23 protein-coding genes and 2 pseudogenes are annotated in these 23,723 nt (G+C 34.0%); 8 read left to right on the top strand and 17 right to left on the bottom strand.

The features are described from left to right. Positions 1-70: pseudogene (locus IDG63_RS07005) on the top strand (ABC transporter ATP-binding protein); the annotation flags it as partial. Positions 71-121: 51 nt separating this feature from the next. Here IDG63_RS07005 and lytM read toward each other — a convergent pair. Both lytM and IDG63_RS07015 read right to left on the bottom strand, forming a co-directional pair. Continuing rightward, entirely contained in the window at positions 122-1,072 is a 951-nt protein-coding gene (gene lytM / locus IDG63_RS07010; RefSeq protein ID WP_086095886.1) for a glycine-glycine endopeptidase LytM, read from the bottom strand. 325 nt (positions 1,073-1,397) lie between these two features. After that, entirely contained in the window at positions 1,398-2,390 is a 993-nt protein-coding gene (locus tag IDG63_RS07015) for a choloylglycine hydrolase family protein (RefSeq protein WP_000337370.1), read from the bottom strand. Positions 2,391-2,623: 233 nt separating this feature from the next. Between IDG63_RS07015 and IDG63_RS07020 the strand changes: the two genes are divergently transcribed. Next, positions 2,624-4,000 carry an MFS transporter gene (locus tag IDG63_RS07020; protein ID WP_001066538.1) on the top strand — a complete coding sequence of 459 codons (1,377 nt, stop codon included), beginning with the start codon at positions 2,624-2,626 and terminating at the stop codon, positions 3,998-4,000. A 76-nt stretch (positions 4,001-4,076) separates the two neighbouring features. Here IDG63_RS07020 and IDG63_RS07025 read toward each other — a convergent pair. From IDG63_RS07025 to IDG63_RS07035, 3 genes and pseudogenes are all read right to left on the bottom strand, one after another. Continuing rightward, positions 4,077-4,427 (bottom strand): annotated as a pseudogene (locus tag IDG63_RS07025) (IS1182 family transposase); the annotation flags it as partial. 244 nt (positions 4,428-4,671) lie between these two features. Then, positions 4,672-5,064 (bottom strand): hypothetical protein, encoded by a 393-nt coding sequence (locus IDG63_RS07030; protein ID WP_001159765.1) that lies wholly within the window; start codon positions 5,062-5,064, stop codon positions 4,672-4,674. Positions 5,065-5,113: 49 nt separating this feature from the next. Beyond that, a complete protein-coding gene (locus tag IDG63_RS07035; RefSeq protein ID WP_001791651.1) occupies positions 5,114-5,293 on the bottom strand; it encodes an NADH dehydrogenase in 180 nt (59 codons plus the stop codon). 150 nt (positions 5,294-5,443) lie between these two features. Between IDG63_RS07035 and rbsR the strand changes: the two genes are divergently transcribed. The 4 genes from rbsR (at position 5,444) to rbsK (ending at position 8,916) form a co-directional block, all read left to right on the top strand. Next, positions 5,444-6,442 carry a ribose utilization transcriptional repressor RbsR gene (gene rbsR / locus IDG63_RS07040; protein WP_000757884.1) on the top strand — a complete coding sequence of 333 codons (999 nt, stop codon included), beginning with the start codon at positions 5,444-5,446 and terminating at the stop codon, positions 6,440-6,442. A gap of 231 nt (positions 6,443-6,673) precedes the next feature. Next, positions 6,674-7,555: a ribose/proton symporter RbsU gene (rbsU, locus tag IDG63_RS07045; protein ID WP_000029204.1), complete on the top strand. Its 882-nt coding sequence runs from the start codon at positions 6,674-6,676 to the stop codon at positions 7,553-7,555. Positions 7,556-7,569: 14 nt separating this feature from the next. After that, on the top strand, positions 7,570-7,974 hold the full coding sequence (gene rbsD, locus IDG63_RS07050; RefSeq protein WP_000747873.1) for a D-ribose pyranase: 405 nt from the start codon (positions 7,570-7,572) through the stop codon (positions 7,972-7,974). 27 nt (positions 7,975-8,001) lie between these two features. Beyond that, positions 8,002-8,916 (top strand): ribokinase, encoded by a 915-nt coding sequence (rbsK, locus tag IDG63_RS07055; RefSeq protein ID WP_000182737.1) that lies wholly within the window; start codon positions 8,002-8,004, stop codon positions 8,914-8,916. A gap of 97 nt (positions 8,917-9,013) precedes the next feature. Here rbsK and IDG63_RS07060 read toward each other — a convergent pair whose 3' ends face one another. After that, the gene (locus tag IDG63_RS07060) at positions 9,014-9,148 is read right to left on the bottom strand and encodes a hypothetical protein (protein WP_001789860.1); all 135 of its coding nucleotides are present in this window, start codon (positions 9,146-9,148) and stop codon (positions 9,014-9,016) included. 18 nt (positions 9,149-9,166) lie between these two features. Here IDG63_RS07060 and IDG63_RS07065 point away from each other — a divergent pair, with 18 nt between their 5' ends. Further along, on the top strand, positions 9,167-9,928 hold the full coding sequence (locus tag IDG63_RS07065; RefSeq protein ID WP_000031273.1) for a class I SAM-dependent methyltransferase: 762 nt from the start codon (positions 9,167-9,169) through the stop codon (positions 9,926-9,928). 459 nt (positions 9,929-10,387) lie between these two features. Here the strand turns inward: IDG63_RS07065 and IDG63_RS07070 are convergent, their stop codons facing one another. Together IDG63_RS07070 and IDG63_RS07075 are read right to left on the bottom strand one after the other, a co-directional pair. Further along, positions 10,388-11,824, bottom strand: a complete 1,437-nt coding sequence (locus IDG63_RS07070; RefSeq protein ID WP_086095887.1) for a 6-phospho-beta-glucosidase — start codon at positions 11,822-11,824, stop codon at positions 10,388-10,390. Positions 11,825-11,839: 15 nt separating this feature from the next. Further along, on the bottom strand, positions 11,840-12,631 hold the full coding sequence (locus IDG63_RS07075) for a PTS sugar transporter subunit IIAB (protein WP_000066933.1): 792 nt from the start codon (positions 12,629-12,631) through the stop codon (positions 11,840-11,842). 148 nt (positions 12,632-12,779) lie between these two features. Between IDG63_RS07075 and IDG63_RS07080 the strand changes: the two genes are divergently transcribed. Further along, positions 12,780-13,484, top strand: a complete 705-nt coding sequence (locus tag IDG63_RS07080) for a GntR family transcriptional regulator (RefSeq protein WP_000922332.1) — start codon at positions 12,780-12,782, stop codon at positions 13,482-13,484. Between the two features lie 107 nt (positions 13,485-13,591). Here the strand turns inward: IDG63_RS07080 and lrgB are convergent, their stop codons facing one another. From lrgB to IDG63_RS07125, 9 genes are all read right to left on the bottom strand, one after another. Further along, positions 13,592-14,293 carry an antiholin-like protein LrgB gene (lrgB, locus tag IDG63_RS07085; RefSeq protein ID WP_000607067.1) on the bottom strand — a complete coding sequence of 234 codons (702 nt, stop codon included), beginning with the start codon at positions 14,291-14,293 and terminating at the stop codon, positions 13,592-13,594. Next, positions 14,286-14,729, bottom strand: a complete 444-nt coding sequence (gene lrgA, locus IDG63_RS07090; protein ID WP_001792906.1) for an antiholin-like murein hydrolase modulator LrgA — start codon at positions 14,727-14,729, stop codon at positions 14,286-14,288. The genes lrgB and lrgA overlap by 8 nt, the downstream gene beginning before the upstream one ends. 112 nt (positions 14,730-14,841) lie before the next feature. Next, a complete protein-coding gene (locus IDG63_RS07095) occupies positions 14,842-15,582 on the bottom strand; it encodes a response regulator transcription factor LytR (protein ID WP_000645452.1) in 741 nt (246 codons plus the stop codon). Between the two features lie 2 nt (positions 15,583-15,584). After that, complete coding sequence (locus tag IDG63_RS07100) at positions 15,585-17,339, bottom strand: sensor histidine kinase (RefSeq protein ID WP_000950281.1); 1,755 nt, start codon at positions 17,337-17,339, stop codon at positions 15,585-15,587. Positions 17,340-17,583: 244 nt separating this feature from the next. Further along, positions 17,584-18,258, bottom strand: coding sequence for an iron-sulfur cluster repair di-iron protein ScdA (scdA, locus tag IDG63_RS07105; RefSeq protein WP_000608819.1), 675 nt, complete (start codon positions 18,256-18,258; stop codon positions 17,584-17,586). Between the two features lie 143 nt (positions 18,259-18,401). Continuing rightward, positions 18,402-20,123 (bottom strand): poly(ribitol-phosphate) beta-N-acetylglucosaminyltransferase, encoded by a 1,722-nt coding sequence (gene tarS / locus IDG63_RS07110; RefSeq protein WP_000975346.1) that lies wholly within the window; start codon positions 20,121-20,123, stop codon positions 18,402-18,404. A gap of 32 nt (positions 20,124-20,155) precedes the next feature. Then, positions 20,156-21,844, bottom strand: a complete 1,689-nt coding sequence (gene tarL, locus IDG63_RS07115; protein WP_000240920.1) for a teichoic acid ribitol-phosphate polymerase TarL — start codon at positions 21,842-21,844, stop codon at positions 20,156-20,158. 21 nt (positions 21,845-21,865) lie between these two features. Next, on the bottom strand, positions 21,866-22,891 hold the full coding sequence (locus tag IDG63_RS07120; RefSeq protein ID WP_000610203.1) for a ribitol-5-phosphate dehydrogenase: 1,026 nt from the start codon (positions 22,889-22,891) through the stop codon (positions 21,866-21,868). Next, positions 22,884-23,600 (bottom strand): D-ribitol-5-phosphate cytidylyltransferase, encoded by a 717-nt coding sequence (locus tag IDG63_RS07125; RefSeq protein ID WP_000872486.1) that lies wholly within the window; start codon positions 23,598-23,600, stop codon positions 22,884-22,886. Before IDG63_RS07125 ends, IDG63_RS07120 begins: the two co-directional genes overlap by 8 nt. Positions 23,601-23,723 lie beyond the last annotated feature (123 nt).

A 23,723-nucleotide genomic window follows, 5' to 3' on the forward strand; every position in this document is an offset into this window, starting at 1 on the left:
GTTAATTGGCCAAGATCCTTTTTATCAAAATGTTTTAGAGGACAAGCAATGGGCTTATACCTATTATTAAAACGAAAAAATCCCAAGTTGCGTATGATATCGTAACTTGGGATTTACTGTATTATCTACTTTGCAAGTATGACGTTGGGTCTACTGCATATTGATTACCAATGCCACCAGACATACGTTGGAAGTGTACGTGAGGTGCTGTTGAATTACCCGTACTACCTGAATATGCAATTTGGTCACCAGCTTTGACTTTTTCACCAGCTGAAACAGTTAAACGATTATTATGCATATACCATTGGTAGTTATTACTGTTCGCTTCTTTAATCGTTACTTGATTACCCCCACCATAGTTACTCCAACCTGCTTGTACTACTGTACCATCAGTTAATGAGTAAACTGGTGAATTTTCAGGCATTGCATAGTCGACACCGTAATGCGCACCACCACCGTGATATTGTCCATATGGTTGTAGTTGTTTACGACTTGTTAACCAGCTTGCGTCTTTCGCATGACCACTAGCTGTCGCTTTACTTGCTGATCCGCCATTTTGATTAGACGTGCCATTAGGGGAATTGACCTTTCCATTACCATCATGGCTGTTATACGCTTGGTTGTTGTTACTATGTGAATAATAGCTCGCGTCTGGACCTACATTTGATTGATAGCCATATTGATTAATATGCTGTTGGCTTTGACTCGCTGTGTAGTCATTGTTATCTCCTGCTGTTGCTGGATTCACATATGTTTGGCCGCTTCCATTGGCATTTGCATTTTTTGGATAACAGTTATAAAAATAATGAGTATGTCCTTGAGCATCTACGAATGTATAGCTATATTCTTTATTATCAAACATTGCTTGATTCCAGTTACCATCAGGTGTGTGATGATAATCCCCATTAGAATCAATTGTATAATAAGTACCATAAGATACGTCTTGTGATTGTGTTGACATTTGTGTATGTGCTTGTTGGGTGTTTGTCGTTTCTGCTGCATCTGCTTGATGCGCCATTGTAAATGTAGCGAAGCCCATCGTTGCAATCGCTGCTGCTGTTAATTTTTTCATGTATAAAACATCCTCCATTAAAGTTAAAGTTAGTTTTCAATTAAACTTTACTGCACATACTAAAAGAATTAGACAACTGAGTAAAGGATTTAATTCTCATTTTCCAACTATTTAATATTCCCGAAATGTTTTACTAAACTCATTACATTGTCATTACAAAATAGCCATACATTGATATTAAAATGACATCTCTCACTGCATTCGTTTAACCTTTTATAAATTTTCAAAACTAACAACTAATCATTCGTCCTTGTTCGCGCTTCAACGCTAATGTATGATAGTAATCATCCATCAAATCATATCAACCAAATTCCATTATCAATCGCTATTGATTGTCATTCAACTTTCTAATAATGATATGCTTCTCAGGCTTAAAAATCGTCATATCTTTTCTATTAATTAAATCATCTGTGAGCTTTAATGCTACTAATTCATTGCTGCCATAATACTTAATATATAACGTTCTTGTAGTTAAATTTATTACGGTCTGATACATCGTATAGTGATTGTCAGCATCATGCGGACGTACAATTCCAATCGGTATATTTACCGCATCTAATAAATAAAATGCATTCATTAAATCCATTTCTTTATCATTGTTTTGAGCAATGTTTGCTTTCATAAATGCCATTCTCACAAAGCGCTCAGTTGAAGTAAATCCACCTGGCAATCCAAATGTACCTGCTTCATTGCCTAAAGGTTCAATCGTTACACCTTCCAATAAATTTGCTGTTGCTGGATAAGGAGAAATATTGATATATTGTCTTAAATTACTATAATGCCAATCTAAGTCTGGATGATTTGTTAAGACACCAATAGGATTATCTTTTATAACCACTTCACCCTCTTTAAATGAAACTTCGACTGAATGTCCAGTTGCATCGGAAACATGATAATGCAATGGCGGAACTTCACCGATGTCATTTAAATATACAGCTACAACATGTATTTGGGATGCTTGTTGTTTCATATCTTCAATGCTTGTTGTATATCCCAAAATCCATGTCACAATTTCATTTTGCGTAATATTCATCGCGTCCGCTTTGTGTGTTGATCCATATGAACTATAACCTCGGAAATATTGTGTTGAAATGGCAACGCCATGTTCATTAACACCATCACCATAAATAAAACCTTCCATATCTGTTCCTGTGCCAATAAAGCCATATTGCGTTTGGCCTGTCGTGCCAGTGCGAGATGTCCAACGATAATTTCTAGGCGTCACTGCTGGCGAACCATCTAATGGATAATCATAATCCATCGTGCGTCCAAGAAGTACTTGATTATTTAAAGTTTGTATTGTGAATCCTGTGCACATTGTTCTCACTCCTCTGTACCTTCATTTACTTTAATCACTTTCAAATAAAGCTGTTTCACTTAAACATACTATAAAAAATCAATTATACAAGCAATTAATTGATATTCATTCTCAATAACTGTGGTATGATATGTAAGGAAATCATGACTTATGTGTGAGTGAACGATCATCTATACATCCGTTCACTTCATCTCATGACTTTCTATATTTAATTTTTACAAGGAGTGACATCTGTGAATAACACACAATCTTCACCACGCAGTAATATTATTATTGCGATTATGTTGTCTGCATTAACATATTGGTTGTTTGCACAATCATTTATTAATATAGGACCTCTCGTTGGTCAAACGTATCAAACCTCTCCTGCCGTGTTAAATTTATCTATTAGTTTAACTTCCTTCGCCACAGGTATCTTCATGGTGGCTGCAGGTGATATTGCTGATAAAATAGGACAACTGAGAATGACATACATGGGTCTCATAATCAGTATGTTTGCATCTCTTCTATTAATTATATCGGACATCACTGCACTGCTCATCATCGGTAGAATTTTACAAGGTCTATCAGCAGCTATCTTGTTACCTTCAACAGTTGGCGTTTTAAATAATCAATTTAAAGGAGATCATTTAAGACGAGCGATTAGTTATCTAATGATTAGTACTGTTGGTGGCATCGGCCTAGCTGGTGTTATCGGCGGTTTAATTGCCACAAATTTCGGATGGCAAACGAATTTCATCATTAGTATAGTCATTGCTTTCATTGCCATATTGCTTCTAAAAGGCACACCTGAAAAAGTAAGTCAACATAGCCACCGTCATCCATTCGATTACAAAGGTATGTCGATTTTCGCTGTTATGATTGGTAGCTTTACATTATTGTTAACACAAGGATTCGAACAAGGTTGGTTTAGTACATTTTCATTCATTTGTCTGAGCATTTTTATCATCACTACATTAATATTCATCATCATCGAACGTCGACATGAAGTACCTTTTATTGATTTCTCAGTATTACGCAACCGTCCGTTCATTGGTGCATTTTTAAATAACTTTGTTTTAAATAGTGGTCTAGGCGTAACAGTGGTCTTTTTCATATTTGCTCAAACACACCTTGGTTTATCAGCTGCGCAATCTGGACTTGTTACATTGCCATATGCCATTGTGGCAGTTGCGATGATTCGTTTAGGTGAAAAAGCAACATTACGTTTCGGTGGCAAATTGATGCTCATCATTGGTCCGTTGTTCCCTGTCATCGGCATCACTATTATTAGCATGACATCACTTCAACCATCACAATATATCATTGCTGTTGTTATTGGGTTTGTCATTTGCGCAATTGGAAATGGTTTAGTCGCAACACCCGGCCTTACAATTGCAATTTTCAGTATGCCAAATGAAAAAGTTGGTTTAGCTACAGGATTATATAAAATGAGTGGCACACTAGGTGGCGCCTTTGGTATAGCAATAAGTACTACAGTTTTCAGTATGTTACAACTAAACTATACGCCTAGTGTAGCTGCAACCGTAACATTTATAGTCAGCATTGTATTGATGATCCTTGGCTCATTGTCTGCATACATGATCATTCCAAAAACAGTTAAATCTTAAATATAATAGAAGCATTATGTTTCGAAATATCTTTATCACGTTAAAATGATATACAAGAAATTCAAGAAAAATAAGCGAACTGAATAAATAAAGATTCTATTAACGCATCAGTATTAGGATTCACTCTAAAACGATTAATAGTTTTATAAGAAGGTGTTTGATCTTGAGCTAACCACATCATTCGAATACTGTCATGAAGTAATTTCTCTATTCTACGACCAGAAAATACAGATTGAGTATATGCATATAAGATGATTTTTAACATCATTTTTGGATGATAGGATGTTGCGCCACGATGATGTCTGAATTCATCGAATTCGCTATCAGGTATCGTTTCAACAATTTCATTAACATATCGCGAAATATCATTTTGAGGGATTCTAACAGAAGTTTCTATTGGTAGTGTAAGTTGGGCAAAGTGTCTTATTTTTTAAAGTATTTCAAAGTAAAATTACATGTTAATACGTAGTATTAATGGCGAGACTCCTGAGGGAGCAGTGCCAGTCGAAGACCGAGGCTGAGACGGCACCCTAGGAAAGCGAAGCCATTCAATACGAAGTATTGTATAAATAGAGAACAGCAGTAAGATATTTTCTAATTGAAAATTATCTTACTGCTGTTTTTTAGGGATTTATGTCCCAGCCTCTTACTCTAATTATATTCACTATCAATTAGACAAAATGGCCATTTTCAAATATCACGCGTTGTTTCTGACCTTGAATATATTTATTATAATTCTCTTTTTGAAAATCAGTTAACATTAATTTAGATGTACCGTATTTTAACACTTTTTGCATTGTTTCTATTCTCATTTTTCTAAATAACCATCCATCTTTTAACACAATACGATTAACAGCATCATATGATAATTCTACTGTTTCTTTAATTTCAAATGTCTTGAATGAAATAATCGTGCACATTAAAAACGTATCACCAAAGTAATAAACATCTAAATCATCACGTTTATGTTGTCCAACTAACAAACGACCATATTCGAACTCTTTTTCTGGATATTTCAATTCTAAAAAACTAATAATCTCTTCTTCTTTTAATTTGAATTGCATTTAAAAACATCCTCTCTTAAGTTTTAACAAGCCTTAATTAAAAATTTTTTCAATCACATAGTTCAATATACATCATTTCGTTATGTTTTTTAATACTTTGTTCAAAAACAAATATTTTATTCTTTAAAATAATGACTTTTGTATTTTTAATCACAATAAACATTTTAAAATTCTTGTTATCATAATCATTAAAAGGTATTAACCTTAATAATATATTCTCTCGTCTCAACCTTAATCGTATACTTCAGACGTCTGTTTGTAGACAATAAAAGTCATTCACGTCTTCATATGTCATCAAATGTTTATCATGATATGATGAATATAATAATCGGGTATATAACTGTATGATTAATTACACAATAAAGAGAAGGAATATAATATGAAAAAAGTGTCAATTAAAGATGTTGCTAGAGAAGCTGGTGTATCAGTTACAACTGTGTCACATATTTTAAATCATAATGATAGTCGTTTTTCCGCAACAACGATAAAAAACGTACATGCTGTTTCAGAACGTTTAGGCTATGCCCCTAATAAACATGCAAAACAATTGCGCGGCAGTAAAATTCAAACTATTGGCGTCATTTTGCCTAGCTTAACAAATCCGTTTTTCTCAGCACTGATGCAAAGTATTCATGACCATAAACCATCTGATGTTGATTTATGCTTTTTAACATCTACAGCAACTGATTTGTATGACAATATTAAACATTTAATTGATCGAGGTATTGACGGATTAATTATCGCACAATACATATCATCCCCGGACGCCCTAAATAACTATCTAAAGAAACATCATGTACCTTATGTCGTACTGGATCAAAATGACCATCAAGGCTATACAGATTTTGTTCGGACAAATGAATATCAAGGTGGACAACTTGCAGCACAACATTTAATAGAACTCGGTCACAACAATATGATGATTGTTGCACCATATGACATGATGGCGAATATGTCGACTCGTGTCGCTGGATTTGTTGATACTTTGCGCGCGAATCAATTGCCAGAACCACAAATCGTCCATACTGAATTATCTAAGCGCGGTGGGCTAACCATTGTTGATGACATCATGGTTCAATCTGCCACTGCAATCTTCGCTATTAACGATGAACTCGCTATTGGCATTTTACGAGGACTAATTGAACATGGCATCAGTATTCCGAAAGATATCTCATTAATAGGTTATGACGACATTGATTATGCAGCGTACGTCTCGCCACCTTTAACTACTGTGGCACAACCTATAACTGATATTGGCAAAACATCTTTAACCTTATTACTTCAACGATTACAGCACTTAGATAAATCCATTGATATGATTGAATTACCAACGACTTTAAAAATTCGTGCAACAACTGGCTATCATCTTTCAAACTAACTACGTATCTTCCGAAATATACTCATCATTGTTATGCCCTTAGCGTTGCTTTAATGCTGAGGGTTTTTAATCATAATTATTTCACTAAGAAATTAAAATAATAATGTATGAATTTTTAAATATGATTTAAACGTTTTCATTTTTTATGAAAACACATGCATTTTACAAATAAAAATGGTACGATGGCACTGGTAAAACGTTTTACTAAAAACAAATCGTGAGGTGTATAACATGAGCATTGTTGCATTACTTATCGGGTTAGGCCCCTTAATTGGCTGGGGCTTCTTCCCAACAGTCGCTTCAAAGTTTGGTGGTAAACCTGTACATCAAATTATCGGTGCTACTGTAGGTACGTTAATCTTCGCTATTATATTAGCCGTAGTCACATCAAGTGGCTTCCCTACTGGAACCAATTTGCTATTCGCCTTATTATCAGGTGCAGGATGGGGATTCGGACAAATCATTACATTTAAAGCGTTCGAATTAGTCGGCTCATCTCGTGCCATGCCAGTCACAACAGCATTCCAATTATTAGGCGCATCTTTATGGGGTGTCTTTGCATTAGGAAATTGGCCAGGCATTGGTCATAAAATCATTGGATTTACAGCTTTAGTCGTTATTCTAATTGGAGCGCGTATGACAGTTTGGAGTGAACGCAAAGAAGCAAGTAACGCCAAAAATTTACGTCGTGCAGTGGTACTTCTGTTAATTGGTGAATTTGGATACTGGTTATATTCAGCTGCACCGCAAGCAACTTCTATTGATGGCCTAACTGCCTTTTTACCTCAAGCAATGGGTATGGTAATTGTTGCAGTCATTTATGGCTTTATGAATATGAAAGCAGAGAATCCATTCCGTAATAAAATTACGTGGTTACAAATTATTTCAGGTTTCTTCTTTGCATTTGGTGCTTTAACATATCTTATTTCAGCACAACCTAATATGAATGGTTTAGCAACTGGATTTATTCTTTCTCAAACATCCGTTGTGCTTGCTACATTAACTGGTATTTATTTCTTAAAACAACATAAAACGTCAAAAGAAATGGTTATTACAATCATCGGCTTAGTACTCATTTTAGTAGCCGCTTCTGTTACAGTATTTATAAAATAAGGAGTGTAGATGTCATGAAAAAATCAGCTGTTTTAAATGAACATATTTCAAAAGCAATCGCGACAATTGGTCATTTTGATTTATTAACGATTAATGACGCTGGCATGCCAATTCCAAATGATCATCGTCGTATCGACCTAGCTGTAACTAAAAACTTACCACGCTTTATTGATGTCTTAGCTACAGTGTTAGAAGAAATGGAAATCCAAAAAATATACTTAGCAGAAGAAATAAAAGAACATAACCCTACACAATTGCAACAAATTAAACAATTGATTTCATCGGAAATCGAAATCATTTTCATTCCTCACGAAGAAATGAAAAGTAACTTAGCTCACCCATTAAATAAAGGTAATATTCGTACTGGTGAAACAACGCCCTACTCTAATATTGCATTAGAATCGAATGTTACTTTTTAAAAGTTATAACTTGAAAGGAGCATACACATGACCAACAAAGTTGTTATTTTAGGTTCAACGAATGTCGATCAATTTTTAACAGTTGAAAGATATGCACAACCAGGCGAAACATTACATGTTGAAGAAGCACAAAAAGCATTCGGCGGAGGTAAAGGTGCCAACCAGGCTATTGCCACTGCACGTATGCAAGCAGACACAACATTTATTACTAAAATTGGCACTGATGGCGTTGCTGATTTCATCTTAGAAGATTTTAAAGCGGCTCATATTGATACATCATATATTATCAAATCAACTGAAGCAAAAACAGGCCAAGCCTTTATCACTGTGAATGCAGAAGGACAAAACACCATCTATGTTTATGGTGGTGCGAATATGACGATGACACCTGAAGATGTTATTAACGCAAAAGACGCTATAATCAATGCAGACTTTGTCGTTGCACAATTAGAAGTACCCATCCCGGCTATTATATCTGCATTTGAAATTGCCAAGGCACATGATGTGACGACAGTATTAAATCCTGCACCAGCGAAAGCATTACCTAATGAATTATTATCATTAATCGATATTATTGTGCCAAACGAAACAGAAGCCGAATTGTTATCCGGAATTAAAGTAACTAATGAACAATCTATGAAAGACAATGCTAATTACTTTTTATCTTTAGGCATTAAGACTGTTTTGATTACGTTAGGTAAGCAAGGTACATATTTTGCTACTAAAAATCAAAGCCAACACATCGAAGCTTATAAAGTAAATGCGATTGATACAACTGCTGCAGGCGACACATTTATTGGTGCATTTGTCAGTCGCTTAAACAAGTCGCAAGATAACTTAGCAGATGCTATTGATTTTGGTAATAAAGCGAGCTCACTCACTGTACAAAAACACGGCGCGCAAGCATCTATTCCTCTACTAGAAGAAGTAAATCAAGTTTAAATGAATCAAACACAGCTATGATATGAAGGTTTAGCATATAACTTGCAACATTCGTATATCATGGCTGTGCTTTTTTATCTTTATAAAACATCATCTATTAGAAATAATTTTCCACTAAACCTATGCTTGTTGACTCATGTTTAGTTATAAATGAAGTGACAATTTTTTGTAATCTTTTTAACTTCCAAATTATCGCATATAAATATGCTATATTAATGATAATAATTATCAATTAAAAGGAGGTTATGCTATGTCTAAAGAAGCTGGTCATACATTTTTAGCTAAATTAGGAAAAACTCGTCTACGCCCCGGTGGTAAAGAAGCAACAGATTGGTTAATACAACAAGGGGCATTTTCACAAGATAAACAAGTGTTAGAAGTGGCATGTAATATGTGCACAACATCTATTTATCTAGCTCATACATATGGCTGTCACATTCAAGGCGTTGATATAAATAAGAAAGCATTAGAAAAAGCACAGGAAAACATTTCAGCAGCAGGTCTTGAATCATATATTCAAGTTCAACAAGCGAATGCTGTTAAATTACCCTTTGATGACAATCAATTCGATATCGTTTTAAATGAAGCGATGTTAACAATGTTACCCATCGCCATAAAGGAAAAAGCATTACGCGAGTACTACAGAGTCTTAAAGCCTGGGGGTATCTTGTTAACACATGATATTGTCATCGTTAATGAATCACATGCCACACATGTAGTTAAATCATTATCTGCAGCAATTAATGTCAATGTCTCACCGCAGACGAAACTTGGCTGGTTAAATTTATATAATCAAGCTGGTTTTAATCATGTGCATTATCATACTGGTCCAATGAGTTTAATGACACCAAAAGGTTTAATTTATGACGAAGGTATTGTTGGAACTATAAAGATTATCAACAATGCTTTAAAAAAAGAAAATCGACCAATGTTTTGTAAAATGTTTAAAACGATGACTAGACTGCGTAAAGATATGAATTATATTACTTTTGTCGCTAAAAAAGAGCACTAAATATAATGCCACTAACTGTACTTTGTATCTATGTTTGACTGTCACTTTAATTTCTTTGTGACACTAATCATCTACTTAACAATATCGTTATCGTTGATTAGTAAGTCATCAATTTTGGTTAAAGACTTTCATAAACACTCAAACATTAACACTATACATACTTAGTTAGTGGCATTATTTTTTTCTTAAAATTTTAACATCACGGGATTGGAACAGAAATGTTAAAGGGAGTAGGACAAAAATGATATTTTCGCAAAATTTATTTATGTCCTTCCCCAACTTGCATTACCTGTAGAATTTCTTTTCGAAATTCTCTGTGTTGGGGCCCCGCCAACTTGCATTGTCTGTAGAATTTCTTTTCGAAATTCTCTGTGTTGGGGCCCGCCAATATAACACTGTAGGGCCTACTATATTAATTTATGTCTCGGGCTCTAACCCTAAAATACTTACAATGTACCTTTATAATTTATCTCCATTTGATGCTATCACTTGTTGATACCAATAGAACGAATCTTTTTTCAAGCGTTCCATCGTGCCATGACCATGATTATCTCTATCAACATATATTAAACCATAGCGTTTCTTCATTTCACCGGTTGTAAATGAAACAATATCAATGATTCCCCATGGTGTATAACCAATTAAATCTACACCATCTTGATCAACTGCTTCTATCGCTGCTGTAATATGTGCTTTTAAATATTCAATGCGATAATCATCATGAATATGTCCATCTACCACTTCATCAACTGCACCAAAACCATTTTCCACAATAAAAAGTGGCAACTGATAATGATCATATAACACATTCAATGTATATCTTAAGCCATCTGGATCAATCGCCCAACCCCAATCACTCGTTGCGATATGCGGATTCTCCACAGAATGATTCAAACCACCGTTGACGATGTTGTTTTTAACTGTAGTATCAACATCATGTTTTACAGCCGTAGACATGTAATAACTAAAGCCAATATAATCAACCGTGCCCTGCTGTAAAATACTGTCGTCCCCTTCTTGCCATCCAACATCATATCCTTTTCGTGCTAGCATTTTTTTAGCATAGCTTGGATAATAACCTCTTACTTGAACATCCGGGAAAAAGAAACGTAAGCGATTCGCAATTTGTGCTTCCATCATATCTTTCGGATGACACGAATATGGATAAATGGGTACATGTGAAATCATTGTCCCAATCTTAAACTTCGGATTAATCTCTTTACCAAGACGAACTGCTAAAGCACTGGCTAAAAGTTCATGATGTGCTACTTGATACAAGACTTCTTCAGGATTATCATTTTCTGTCAATGCTACCCCAGAATTCGTCCATAAAAAGATAGGATTTGATGTGTCCATCTGATTATTAATTTCATTAAACGTCATCCAATATGTCACTTTATCTTTATATCTTTCAAATACAACACGCGCAAAATGCACAAAATAATCGACAACTTCTCTATTTCTAAATCCACCATAATGTTTCGCTAAATGAAGTGGCATCTCAAAATGTGATAACGTCACAACAGGTTCAATACCTTGTGCAATTAATTCATCAAAGATACGATCATAAAAGGCAAGTCCTTCTTCATTTGGCACATCTTCATCCCCATTCGGAAAGATACGTGTCCACGCAATCGACGTACGTAAACATTTCAATCCCATTTCTTTAAACAAGGCAATATCTTCCTTATAACGATGATAAAAATCAATACCTTCATGATTTGGATAATAGTGATTGAGGTCTATAGATTCTGTAATCTGACGTGCTTTGCCATGTGCACCACTCGTCATAACATCAATTACACTTAACCCTTTACCACCTTTTTCATATCCACCTTCAAATTGATTTGCGGCAAGAGCGCCACCCCACATAAAATTTTGCGGTAATTTTGTCATTATTACAACACACTCCTAGTTTTTAAATATTTTAAAAATAACATCTTCAGTCGTAATGATTTCATTCATTGTCAGTTCTACTTTTCCTAAATCGGCAGAGTTGCTAATAACGACAATAACGTCAGCATTGTAGCCTTGTTGTTGTATATACTGCTGGTCGAATTGCAACAACGTTTGCCCTGCTTCAACATGATCATTTTGCTTTACAAAGCACTTGAACCCTTTACCTTCCAAGTCAACTGTATTCACGCCAATATGAATGACTATGTCCACACCGTCTTCTGATTGAATACCAACTGCATGCTTAGTTGGTACAATCATAGATACTAAACCATTGAACGGTGCGATTACTTTGGATTCTTCATGAGCTTTGATTGCCAAGCCTTCGCCTACCATTTTCTCTCTAAAAATTGAATCTCTTACTTCTTTAAGTAAAATACGACGACCAGCGATTGGTGCTTTCACTAAAATTGGTGTTGTTACTTTTACTTGAGGTGTATAACTTGTATCTTGGCTATTAATATTGTCAGTATTCTCACTCTCTTCGACATTAGCATTCTTAATTAATCGCTGTAATTGCTGATACACTTCATCGACATTTCCATTTAATTTTATGACTAACTGCGCATCATTTTCTGCTACAGATGTCACATCAACTATTTGTTTCACTTCATTTGCTGTAGAAGGAATTGTATGTTGCATATGAATTGTAATGCACTTCGTATCATACGTTGCATCAACAATGTTTTCGACACCACCTACAGCCGTAAGAATGTCTTGGGCTTGTTCTTTATATTTATTGCTCATAAATATTACCCCCTCAACTTGATAGTAGAATGAAAATGTATTTACTTACCTCCAATTATAATTGTACCGGTTCAATTTGTAAACGCCGATACAATTATAATATTTTGTGCTATAATAATTACAGACAAAGTGAAATGAGGACAGAATATTGTTAAAGTATGAACATATTGCTAAGCAACTTAATGCGTTTATACATCAATCTAATTTCAAACCCGGTGATAAATTGCCAAGCGTGACGCAATTAAAAGAACGTTATCAAGTAAGTAAGAGTACTATCATTAAAGCATTAGGCTTATTGGAACAAGATGGTTTGATCTATCAAGCACAAGGCAGTGGTATTTATGTGAGAAATATTGCAGATGCCAATCGTATCAACGTCTTTAAGACTAATGGTTTCTCTAAAAGTTTAGGTGAACATCGAATGACAAGTAAGGTACTTGTTTTTAAGGAGATGGCAACGCCACCTAAATCTGTACAAGATGAACTCCAATTAAATGCAGATGATACCGTCTACTATTTAGAGCGATTAAGATTCGTGGACGATGATGTTTTATGTATCGAATATTCTTATTATCATAAAGAAATCGTGAAATATTTAAATGATGATATTGCTAAGGGCTCTATCTTCGATTATTTAGAATCAAACATGAAACTTCGTATTGGTTTTTCAGATATTTTCTTTAATGTAGATAAACTCACTTCAAGTGAAGCTTCATTACTACAATTGTCTACAGGTGAACCATGTTTACGTTACCACCAGACTTTTTATACAATGACTGGCAAACCCTTTGATTCGTCTGACATCGTATTTCATTATCGTCATGCACAGTTTTATATTCCTAGTAAAAAGTAATACATACATAAAAACGTCTATATCCCAGTTATAAACTGGAGTATAGACGTTTTTTTACGATAATAACAATGGCTCAAATTGCTATTATCTTGCTTAGGTTTTTCGTTTTAGAAGAATATTGCTACAAAGACAGGCACAACTGCTACAACAACTACACCAACTAACACTAAAGCTATACTTGCCATTGATTCTTCTACAGGTCCTAATTCTTTGGCTGGTGCTACACCTAATGTGTGACCACTTGTTCCAAGTGCTAATCCTCGGGCAATAGGGTTAGTAATTCGGAAAAGCTTCAAGAATTTATTACCTAGGGCATAAATAATGACACCATTTAAAATAACTGCTAATGATGTTAATTCTTTTATACCACCGATACCAGCTGATACTGGTAACGCAATCGCTGTAGTTGCTGCTTGAGGTAACATTGATAAAATAACATCATTGGCAAATTGTGCTAACTTCGCAAAAGTTAAAATAATTAATAACGCTACAACTGTACCGATACCAATACCTCCGATGATACGATGCCAATGTTTAACAAGCACTTCACGCTTTTTATATAACGGAATCGCAAAACAGATTGTTGCCGGTTCTAAGAAGAAGTAAATAATGTCTCCACCTATTTTGTAAGTCTTATACGGAATGCCTGTTAAATAGAGGAAGGCCACACCAAATACCATACTGACAAATAGCGGTGCGAATAAGAAGAAACGATTAGTTTTTTCAAATAATATGGTCGCTAAGAAAAATGGTATAACGGATAACAGTATTCCGAAGTAAGGTGTGTTTAGTGCTAAGTGGTTAATCATGAGCTTGTGCCTCCTCTATTTTGATCTTTTTTGTGACTTTGTCACCTTTAGATCTCGAAGTAACTTTCATAATAATTTGTGTGACATAGCCAGTACAAATAAGTAATAGTATTGTTGAGACGATTATTAGTCCAATGATTAAAAATGGTGCTTGGCTAATGACACCTAAAGAGTTAACAACTGAGATACCGGCTGGTACGAAGAGTAAGCCAATGTTATTTGTTAGTGTCGTTCCTACTTTTTCGACTTCGCCTAACTTAACAGCACCAGTACATAATAATACAAATAATAATACTAAACCGATTACTGATGCAGGCATAGGAATTGGCATAAATGATTCAATTATTTTCGATACAAAGAGTACTAAAGCAATTACAATGACTTGGTGAAAAAAGTGTGCTGGTTTTGATGCGTCTTTTTGTTGTTTCACGACCATTGCCTCCTACGTTTGATTTAACTAAAGTATAGATGGCTCACTTCGATTTGCGTGATTTTTAGTCCGAAATACAAAATATCATAGGTAAAATGCATAAAAAAAAGGATTACTGTTAAAGTAATCCTATCGACGCTTTAAAATCTTTCATAAATGAACGTCCAACTTGCATCTTGACACCATTTGTCAATATTACCATATAAGTGTAGTTAAACCATTGTTGCACTTCTTTAATGTGTTTCGTGTTAATAATATATGAACGATGAATACGTATAAAATAAGTGGGATTCAATCGTTTTTCATAACGATTCAATGGCTCTGTTGTTTCGTATTTATGATTCGTTGTATGTATGGTTGTAATACCATTATGTGTGCCAATCCCAATAATATTTTGTTGCTTTAACATGTGAATTTTATCGTCAATTTCAACAGGTAAGCTTTGATCAAAATTCGCCGACATATCATTCGCAATTGCACTTGCGTTATTATCATCTTTGGCTTTAGTCGCACGCACTTTATTGACTGCTTGTTCAATACGTTTTTGACCAAACGGTTTCAAAATATAGTCTGTCGCATTTAATTCAAATGCCTGTACTGCGTATTGGTCATGTGCAGTTGCAAAAATAATCGCAGGTGGCTCTTTCATCTTTTGAATCTTAGCTCCTAATTCGATCCCATTTTCATCCATTAAATTGACATCTAAAAATATAATGTCATATTGATTGATCAGTAGTGCTTCCAATGTTTCTTTTACATTTTCTGCCTCATTAATTTCTTCAAAACCACCAATTTCATTTAATAAATATGTTAATTCATTACGTGCTAATGGCTCATCATCTATGATTAATGCTTTCATATTTATTCCTCCTCTTGTCTTTCATAAGGAAGTACACACCAAAAAGTGGTACCGCTCGATGTCGATTCAAATTGTAATGCTGCGGATTTTCCAAATAATCCTTTTAGGCGTAAGTTTAAATTTTCTAAAGCACTACCAGTTCCAGATTCTGATTCTACAGATGTTTCTCCCAACAAATGCATTTTATCTTTAGAAATACCCTGACCATTATCTTGTACAATAATACGTACATGTGTTGCAGTTTCTTTAATCACTGACACGTCAATATCGTTACCTTGCTTTCGATTCGTAAACGCATGTTTGATGGCATTTTCAACTAAAATTTGAATTAAAAATGGTGGTACAAGCACATCGCGATATTTGTCTTCAACATTAATATTGATATTAAATCTTCCTGGATAACGTGCTTGTTCGAGTGATAAGTATGCACGCACTTGACTTAACTCTTTATCTAAAGTAATCGTATGTTGCTTAGAGCCTTGTAAATTCGCTCTGAAAAAATAACTCAATTCTAATAGTAACTCTCGTGCCTTTTCGCTATTTATTCTAACTAAAGCTGAAATCGTGTTAATTGAATTGAAGAAAAAATGTGGACTCACTTGTGCCTGTAATGACTTAATCTCAGCATCTTTCAATAACTTACTTTGCGTTTCGGCTTCACCAAGTTCAATTTGGCTACTAAAAATATTTGCCAATCCTTCTGCAAGTTGACGTTCCACAAAAGTTAAATCATTAGGGTTTGTAAAATACATCTTCAATGTACCGACGATAGAACCATGCATCTCAAGTGGTATCACGATAGCTGCTCTAAGCGGGCAATTCGGATGACTACAACCAATCTCTTCTTTAGTATGCACTTCTTTCAACTTTCCTGATTTCAATACATCTTTAGACAGACTTGTTAATATTTCATTTGTTGGTATGTGATGATCACTACCTGCACCTACATGCGATAAGATTTCATTTTTGCTTGTAATTGCTACGGCAGATACTTTCATTAAATTTTTAATAATCATCGCAATTTGCTGTGCCGATTCTCTATTCAATCCTTCTTTAAAATACGGCAATGTCTGGTTCATCAATTGCAGTACATCATGTGTTTGAACAGCCTTCATTTGCTCCTCTTGCTTTAATGTTGAAATGATAATAGACATAAAAATCGCCGTACCAACGCTATTAACAATAATCATTGGTAGTGCAATTAATGATATGAGGTCAACCGCATATGCTTTGTCGTGGGAAAATGTTAAAATGCTCAACATTTGAATCATTTCCATAACAATTCCAATCATGGCACTTTTCGCAATACTCGGGTAACGTTTGCGTCTTTGAGCTTGTAAGCCAAAATAACCAGCAATTATACCGATAAATATAGATGAGATAAGATAAACTTGTGCATCCGCCCCACCCATATACACTCTGAAAATACCTGAAATAACGCCAACAAATAGACCTACAAAAGGTCCACCAACTAATCCTGCGACACCTATCGTTAATACACGTGTGTTAGCTAAAGATACATCATCATCTAAACGGAAGTACACACTTCCTGACAAACTATGTTGATGATCGATGACGATACCAGTTAAATTAGACATTAAGGCAAACAAACTGAAAATAATACATAATTGCCAACGTGCTTTCCATGTACGTCGACGATTCATTAAGTTTTTAAAATATGGAATATTCATCAACACATAGGCCAAAATAATAATTAAACCTACACGCTCAAGTAATAACATTGTTAGCGATAGCACGATAGCACCTCAGTGAATTATAATTATGTTTATTTTATCATAATAGTGCATGTAAAATTCATGAATAAATTATTAAAAAAACACGCTACTATTTAATTATCTATACCATTAAATTTTCATATCAATTTTTATGCTAAGTTGACCATTTTTCTTTTCAAATAATGCTGTTTATGTCACTAAATTTCTGTTAAGTATAGCGAAAAACTGCTGACATTACTTTGCCAACAGTTTCTAATCGCGTTATTTATGATACTTTTTTAAATAAAACATGATTCTCTAAATGAACATGCTCATGTGTTAAAACTTCAAGTGCTTTTAATCTCTGATAAACGAGTCGCCACGTACCACATGCCTCTATCGGTGGTTCATAGCTAGATGTTAAATCGCTCATTTTCACTAACAATTGTCCCGTTGCAATGTGATCAGATACTAAATCATCAATCACTGTATTAATATCGTCTACTACTTCACCTTGTTCATATTTAATTAGTTTTGGAAAATCAACATTATCTTCTTTTTGCATATGATCTAACATGCCATTTTTAAATGTATCATATGTTTCTTTTAACTCGACTAAATATGGATGGTTAGGTCCATGTACTTTCGATAATTTCGTCACATAAGGTGTTAAATTTTTAAATTCTTCTCTAAGAGGTTCATGATATGCTGCTTGAATATATTGAATAAGTGACGAAACATTTAAAAATTTAGGGTTAAGCGAACCTGGTGTATTCGTTTGTTCAACGTCATTGAGACGCTGTAATAATTCGTTCAAATCTACATTTTTCTTTTCTAAGGATGCTGCTTCTATACTTACTTGTCCACCGCAACAAAAGTCTATACCTACGCTTCTAAAAATATCTGCTGCTTTCGGATAATCTGTTACTATATCTGCTACTATGTCATTTTTATTTATCATTATAGACGACCTCCTCATTTTCAGTGTATACAATTTAATGTATATGAAAATGAAAATCAGGGAAATGTCATAATCATTTCATAAATAGCAAAATAAAACCCTCAAATCATGTTAGTTCACATAGATTTGAGGGCATTTATTATTTATTTTAGCGAGTAAGTCATATGTACAGTGTTTAACTTAACAATATTTTTGAAGTCTCGCTTCTTAATATCTTTACTAAGTAAGATTTCCACTTCGTTTTCTGACGTTTGGCTTAACATCCCCATAATCATGTCGTCTTTTAGCACGACACTAGCCATACCTTCTTCAAATACATAACCACGATCCAGACCAGTTAAAATGATTTTGTTCTTACCTTTTAACTTCATTGAGATTGAATCCGTTAATGTAATAGCTGTAAAGTATAACGAAATGTTATTAAAGTCTTTTGTGAAATACGGTGTTAATCTATAAAAATCATTATTCAAATGAATTAATGCACTTGTTTCTGCAGTATATGCATATTTATTACGTTGATTACCAACACGCACTTCAAATACTTCCGTACCTATTTGGACTTCTAAGAAAACATCCCAAATTTTTTCTTTAGGTAAATACGCTTTAATATCTTCTAACATAATGTTAAAACGATATTGTTTATTCGCATTGACACTTAAAGGTACATACATTGTGTGCTTCTTGTTTCGTGAATGTAATTTAAGTCTGACATCATAATGTCCTTCGCCAATCATAAATTCATTTAACGTTAGCTCTGTAACAATTTTATGATTATCAAATTTAAATGCTGTCATTTTCACTTTTGGCTTAGCGATATCAATGCCTTCAAAGTATGGTTCGCCTTCATTGAATTGAATGTTTAATTTACCATCTACAATATCAAAACGGTAGTATTGACCTTGACGGTAACTTTCTTCTACAGTTCTATAGTTGTCTATATCTTTCGCTCTCGCGTAGTGCAACAATGGTCGTAATTTACTCATCACCAATGCATCTACACGTTCTGGAACTGCTTGTATAAAGTCTCCTAGAGCATTAATCCATTGCGGTTGATCTTCTAGTTTAACTTTAAGTGAGAAGCCATTCGTACGAGAAAAACTAAAATGACGATTTAAAAATTCTGCTAAGATTTGATCTTTATGGGCTTCTTCTAAATCTGCATTTAATATTTCTACAGCAATCAATCTCATGACTTCGTAAAAGTCTTCAGGTGAAACATACGCACTACTCATATGTTCACCTTCACGCTTTGTAGCATAATAATACGCTTTATCACTTAACACACTGATTCGATTTGCATTCAAATATGCTTTCATTGTAAATAATTGATCTTCTGCACTCTTTAATTCTTCTGGAAAATAAATGTCATTATCTTTTAGTAATGCTGTTCTATAGATTTTAGTTGGGCTTAAAGTATAGATAATTCTTGAATTTAACAAAGTAACTTCAGGTGCTGTTTCTTTAAACATAGATTGTGGTACACCACGACCATTAACACCTTTCATTTTAATCAATAAGACATCTGAGTGATGTTCATCAATAAATGCTGCTGCATCCTTTAAAGTCTCTTTGTTTATATAGTCATCGGAGTCCACAAATAATACAAATTCACCTTCTGCTTGTTTTAACGCCACATTTCTAGGTTTACCTGGACCACCAGAATTTGTTTCGAGTTGACTTACTTTCAAGTTCAATTTATTGCGATACTTTTCAACTATTTGTAACGTTTGATCTGTTGAACAGTCATCAACTACAACCACTTCAAATTCAGTTTTCGGAAAATCTTGTTTCGCAAGGCTATTAAGTAATTCTGTTATATACTTTTCTGAATTGTATGTTGGAACTATTACTGAAAATTTCATCATTATACCTCTCCCACTTTGACTACTATATAAACTTAGCTACCAAATAAATTTCTGACTAAACGCTCACTTGATCGGCCATCTTGATATTTAAAATGTTTATCTAAGAATGGAATGACTTTTTCTCCTTCATAATCTTCATTGTCCAAGGCGTCCATTAATGCGTCAAATGATTGCACAATTTTACCTGGAACAAATGATTCATATGGTTCATAAAAATCACGCGTCGTAATATAATCTTCTAAATCAAATGCATAGAAAATCATTGGCTTTTTAAATACTGCATATTCATATATTAAAGATGAATAGTCACTAATTAATAAATCTGTTATGAACAGTATATCATTAACTTCTCTAAAGTCAGAAACGTCAACAAAATATTGTTTATGTTTGTCTGCAATATTAAGTCTATTTTTCACAAATGGATGCATTTTAAATAATACAACCGCGTTATTTTTTTCGCAATATCTTGCTAAACGTTCGAAATCAATTTTGAAAAATGGGTAATGTGCTGTACCATGACCACTACCTCTAAATGTTGGTGCGAAAAGAATGACTTTCTTACCTTTAATAATTGGCAATTCATCTTCCATCTCTTGTTTGATCTGTGTCGCATAAGCTTCATCAAATAGTACATCAGTACGTGGAACACCTGTAGGCACTACATTTTTCTCTTTAATACCAAATGCTTCAGCGTAGAATGGAATATCGGTTTCAGATGATACATAAGCTTTTGTATAGCTACGATGATTTAATGAATCAATAAATGGTCCACCCTTTTTACCAGTACGACTAAAGCCAACTGTTTTAAAGGCACCAACGGCATGCCATACTTGAATAACTTCTTGAGAACGTCTAAAACGCACTGTATAAATCAATGGGTGAAAGTCATCAACAAAGATGTAGTCTGCCTTCCCAAGTAAATATGGCAATCTAAACTTGTCGATGATGCCACGTCTATCTGTAATATTCGCTTTAAAAACAGTGTGAATATCATACTTTTTATCTAAATTTTGACGTAACATTTCGTTATAGATGTATTCAAAGTTTCCAGACATCGTTGGTCTAGAGTCTGATGTGAACAACACCGTATTCCCTTTTTTCAAGTGGAAAAATTTCGTCGTATTAAATATCGCTTTAAAAATAAATTGTCTTGTATTAAATGATTGTTTGCGGAAATACTTACGTAATTCTTTATATTTACGAACGATATAAATACTTTTAACTTCCGGAGTCGTTACAACAACATCAAGGACAAATTCATTAACATCGCTAGAAATTTCAGGTGTAACAGTATAAACCGTTTTCTTCGAAATGCCGCCTTTTCTAAATTCTTTTAGGTAAGTCTGCAATAAGAAATTGATTTTACCATTTTGTGTTTCTAATTCGTTGTATTCTTCTTCTTGTTCTGGCTTTAGATTTTGATATGCATCATTAATCACATCTGGGTTTAACTGTGCAATATAATCAAGTTCTTGCTCATTCACTAATAAGTACTTATCTTCAGGTAAGTAATAACCATTATCTAAGATAGCTACATTGAAACGACAAACGAATTGATTCCCATCTATTTTGACATCATTCGCCTTCATTGTACGTGTCTCAGTTAAATTTCTTAATACAAAATTACTATCTTCTAAATCTAGGTTTTCACTATGTCCTTCAACGAATAACTGAACACGTTCCCAATAGATTTTATCTATATATATCTTACTTTTAACCAACGTTAATTCATCCTTTTCTATTTACATAATCCATTTTAATACTGTTTTACCCCAAGATGTAGACAGGTCTGCTTCAAAAGCTTCTGTAAGATCATTAATTGTTGCAATTTCAAATTCTTGACCTTTTAACAACGCTAATTTATCTACAATATCTGGGTATTGAATGTATAAGTCTACAACATCTTGGAAATCTTTTGAACCACTTCGACTACTACCAATCAACGTTAGTCCTTTTTCCAATACTAGACGTGTATTAACTTCTACTGGGAACTCACTTACACCTAACAGTGCAATGCTTCCTTCTGGTGAAATGTAATCGATCATTTGATTTATGGCTGATTGACTACCGCGACCACCCACACACTCAAATGCATGATCAAATGTTAAGCCTTCAGGTATTTTATTAATAAAGAAGACATCATCAACAAATGAGAAGTGACTCAATTTATAATCTGTTTTACCAAAGACATATATTTTAGACTCTGGATATAATTTACGTAATAAAATGGCTGTAATGTAACCTAAGTTACCATCACCCCAAATACCAAATGTATTTTTATTTGAAATAGATTTCTTTTCAAAACGACGAATAGCATGCAAACTTACTGTTACAAGCTCTGTATATGAAATAATACTTAAATCAATATCATCAGGTAGTGGTACAGCTCTATCATGATTTAGCAACACAAAATCTTGCATAAACCCATCATGTCCACTTGATCTGAAGTAGCTCGATTTTAAATAGTTTTCAGCAATGACATCGTCTTTTTCTGTCGGCGTATTCGGTACCATAACTACTTTTGTACCTTTATTAAACACACCTTTACTGTCAAATACGACCTCACCAACACCTTCATGAATTAAAGACATTGGCAATTTCTGAGATAAGACATTCTCATCACGGCTACCAGTATAATATCTTTGATCGGCAGCACAAATTGACATATATAAAGGACGTACAATGACATAGTCACTGTAAATATCTACGTTGTTATACGTAACTTCAAATTGTCTAGGTGCAACTAATTGATATACTTGATTAATCATCGGCAATACCACCTCGAATAATAGCATTCGCTACTTTTAAATCGTAAGGTGTTGTTACTTTAATGTTATATAACTCACCTTTTACAAGTCGAACCGGTTTGTTTGTTTCTACAATAATCTTACAAGCATCAGATAAAATACTCTTTTGCTCATCACTCAACTGTGCATAGCTTTCTTTTAATAAATTAATATTAAACGATTGAGGTGTTTGACCTTGGTACATTTCATTACGCACTGGAATTGCATCAATCGTTTGATTATCTTTAGATGTAACAATCGTATCTATAGCATCAATCACTGTATCTACTGCACCGTACTCTAAAGCAGCTTGAATATTTTCTTTAATAATACGATGCGTTAAAAATGGTCTAACTGCATCATGTGTCACAATAACATCGTCATCGTTAATACCATTTGTTGATTCAATATGTTTAACGATATTCATAATTGTATCGTTACGATCGCTACCACCTTGAATGACTTCAATTCTTTCATCAGAAATTTTGAATTTTCTAAGTGTATCTTTCGTATGCGTCATCCATTGTTGTGGCGTCGCGATAATAATTTTTTCAAAATCATTAATTAAAATAAATTTTTCTAATGTATGGATTAAAATCGGTTTGTTGTCTAAATCTAAAAATTGTTTAGGTAAAGGTACGTTACCCATTCTTGAGCCTATACCTCCAGCTAGAATACCAGCGTATTTCATAAAATACTTCCTCCATTCAACTATATCTATATTTAATTATTTAAATTTCGTTGCATTTTCCAATTGAAAACTCATTTTAAAATCAAAACTCTAAATGTCTGTGTATTACTTAAAATTATACAT

This window comes from Staphylococcus sp. EG-SA-14 (genome assembly GCF_017151935.1).
In the GTDB taxonomy this organism is placed as follows: Bacteria; Bacillota; Bacilli; order Staphylococcales; family Staphylococcaceae; genus Staphylococcus; species Staphylococcus aureus.